This is a genomic window from Elusimicrobiales bacterium, assembly GCA_041651175.1.
In the GTDB taxonomy this organism is placed as follows: domain Bacteria; phylum Elusimicrobiota; class Elusimicrobia; order Elusimicrobiales; family Elusimicrobiaceae; genus JAQTYB01.
In genome coordinates, this window is sequence record JBAZJT010000046.1 from 1 (window position 1) to 3654 (window position 3654).

Annotated in this window: 1 protein-coding gene; it reads left to right on the forward strand. The window is 58.3% G+C overall.

The window, feature by feature from the left end; genetic code table 11:
* Positions 1-3654: hypothetical protein (locus WC421_11730; protein ID MFA5162896.1), on the forward strand; the 3654-nt coding region annotated here is incomplete at both ends.

Here is a 3654-nt window from a genome sequence, read left to right on the forward strand (position 1 = left end):
TAACCGGCACCTACCCGAACCCGACGTTGGGAACCAGCGGCGTTTCCTCCGGCAGCTACGGTAACGCGACGCAGGTTGCGCAATTTGTTGTTGACGCGAAAGGCCGCATCACCTCGGCGACGAATGTAGGCATAGAAGCAACGCCCGTAGGCGCGGCGGCGGGCGATTTAACGGGGACATATCCCAATCCGATGCTGGCGACCAGTGGCGTAACGAGCGGCAGCTATGGCAACACCACACAGGTAGCGCAGTTTGTGGTGGACGCGAAAGGGCGGGTTACTTCGGCTACGAATGTAACTATCAGCGGCGTTGCGCCTGCCGGTGCGGCGGCGGGCGATTTGACCGGCACCTATCCGAACCCGACATTGGCGACTTCGCAAACCGGCGCGCATACATGGAGCGGGTCGCAGACATTCACCGGCGCGGTGAATGTCACCACAAGCGGGCAGGATATTTTGATAAGCAGTTACAAGCCGGCGGGCGCGCCCGGCTATAACATCTTCATCGGCGGGGGCGGGCAGAGTTCCTCTTATACAGTCAGCAGCCAAGGATCATACAACAGCTTTTTCGGAGTGAGCGCCGGCTTTTATAATACCACAGGCAATTCGAACACCGCTCTCGGTGTGCTGGCGCTTCGCTACAATACCACGGGTACCAATAATACCGCAGTCGGCGGGGATGCGATGCTTGGCGTGTCGGGACAAAGCAGTGGCGACAACAACTCAGCATTTGGCGTGTCCGCGCTTTCTTCCATCACCACTGGCGACAACAACGTGGCTCTGGGTAATCAGGCGCTTGCCGGCAACACCGCAGGTAGTTTGAATAGTGCGATGGGTATGTATGCGCTTATTTACAACACCGCAGGCTCCAACAACTTGGCGTTGGGCTATGCGTCCGGCATGTATTACGGAACGGGAACGGGACAGAATACGGCCCCGACGAATTCGGTGTACATTGGGGCTGACGCAAGGCCGGCGGCGGATGCGGAGACTAATGAAATCGTCATCGGCTATGCAGCCAGAGGGAACGGGAGCAATAGCGCGACGTTGGGCAATAGCAGCATTACCAAGACCGTGTTGTACGGAAGTGTCGGGATAGGGACGACCGCGCCGACCGCAAATGCTTTGGATGTAACCGGTTCCGGCAGCAACACTGGTATCAGGGTAGCGGCTGGTGTGCCGACGAACACGACGGCTGCGCTGTACAATAACGGTGGCACACTGTATTGGAACGGCAGCCAGGTGGGCGGGCCGCCGACAGGGTCTGCGGCGGGGGACCTTACCGGAACGTACCCGAACCCGACGCTGGCGACTAGCGGGGTTACCAGCGGGAACTATGGTAATGCTACGCAGGTTGCGCAGCTTACGGTTGACGCTAAAGGGCGTGTTACTGCGGCTACGAATGTAACCATCAGCGGTGTTGCGCCTGCCGGGAACGCGGCTGGCGAACTGACGGGTACCTATCCGAACCCGACTTTAGCGACCGCGCAGAGCAGCGCGCATACATGGTCGGCTACGCAGACATTTGACCAGAGCATCGTAGGCAGCATCACGGGCAACGCGGCGACGGTTACGAATGGTATATACACGACGACCAGCGCGGCGGGGGACCTGACCGGCACGTACCCGAACCCGACGCTGGCGACTAGCGGGGTAACCAGCGGAAGCTATGGCAACACCACGCAGGTTGCGCAGCTTACGGTTGACGCTAAAGGGCGTGTTACTGCGGCTACGAATGTAACCATCAGCGGCGTTGCGCCTGCCGGTTCGGCAGCTGGCGAGTTGACGGGGACGTATCCGAACCCGACTTTAGCGACCGCGCAGAGCAGTGCGCATACATGGTCCGCGACGCAGACCTTCAGCCAGAGCATAATAGGTTCAATCACCGGTAATGCGGCGACGGTTACTAATGGTATATACACGACGACCAGCGCGGCGGGGGATTTGACCGGTACCTACCCGAATCCGACATTGGCGACTAGTGGTGTAACTAGCGGCAGCTACGGTAACACCACGCAGGTTGCGCAGTTGCTGGTTGATGCTAAGGGTCGCATAACTTCCGCTACGAATGTAACCATCAGCGGTGTTGCGCCTGCCGGTTCAGCGGCGGGGGATTTGACGGGGACATATCCGAATCCGACATTGGCGACTTCGCAGACCGGCGCGCATACATGGAGCGGGTCGCAGACATTCACCGGCGCGGTCAATGTTACCACCAGCGGGCAGGCCGTTCTGATAAGCAGCTACAAGCCGTCCGGCGCCTCCGGATGGAACATCTTTATCGGCGGAGGGGGGCAAAGTTCCTCCTATACAAGCGGCACCGAGGGATCATACAACAGCTTTTTCGGAATGCAGGCGGGGTACAGCAACACCAGCGGAAGTTTCAATAACGCCATTGGCTATACGGCGCTCTACCAGAACACCACGGGCACCGGTAATATCGCTGTGGGATCCGCCGCGCTTTACGCCAATGCCGACGGCGCGTATAATACGGCTCTTGGCGTGAACACGTTGCATGCCAATGTTTCCGGCCTCTATAACGTCGCCGTCGGATACGGTGCGCTTTCCGACAACACAGCCCACAGAAATACCGGCACCGGTGTTGGGGCGTTAGAGCACAACACGGGCAGCTATAATACCAGCACCGGCATGTGGGCGATGCGCGGCTTATCCGGCCAAAGCACGGGCAGCAATAACACCGCCAATGGTTATGCGGCGCTTTATGGCAACACCACAGGCAACTATAATGCGGCTGTTGGGTATAGTGCGCTCTTATACAACACCACAGGCAGCTATAATACCGCCACTGGAATGTACGCGATGCAGGGCGTGTCCGGCCAAAGCACGGGGAACGACAATTCCGCTTATGGGTATGCCGCGCTTTACGGCAATACCACAGGCGCAGACAACGCCGCTATTGGCAGGGGCGCGCTTTACACCAACAGCACAGGCGCCCGTAATACTGCTATTGGCAAAAATGCGCTCTATTCCAACGACACAGCCTCCTATAACACCGCCGTTGGTTACCACGCGCTCTACAACAACATATACTATGATGCCGTAGGCGGACAATCCAATACCGCCCTTGGTTATTATGCGCTTACCAACAACTCCACAGGCGGCAGAAATACGGCAACCGGTTACAGCGCGCTGGGCGGCAGCGCCACTCCCGCCAACAACACGGGCAGCAGCAATTCCGCTTATGGTTATCAGGCGATGACTTTAAACAGCTCTGGCAGCAGTAACGCCGCTTATGGTTACCAGGCGCTTTACAGCAACGGCACAGGCAGCAACAATACCGCTATCGGCGTGAATGCCGGAATGTATGTCGGCACGGGGTCCACTCAGAATACGAGCCCGAGCAATTCCGTTTATCTGGGTTACGACGCAAGACCGGCGGCGGACAGCGAGAGCAATGAAATCGTAATCGGCTATACTGCGCGGGGTAACGGGAGCGACAGCGCGACACTGGGCAACAGCAGCATCACAAAGACGGTGCTGTACGGCAGTGTGGGGATAGGGACGACGGCGCCGACCGCAAATGCTTTGGATGTAACCGGTTCCGGCAGCAACACTGGTATCAGGGTAGCGGCTGGTGTGCCGACGAACACGACGGCTGCGCTGTACAATAACGGTGGCACACTGTATTGGAACG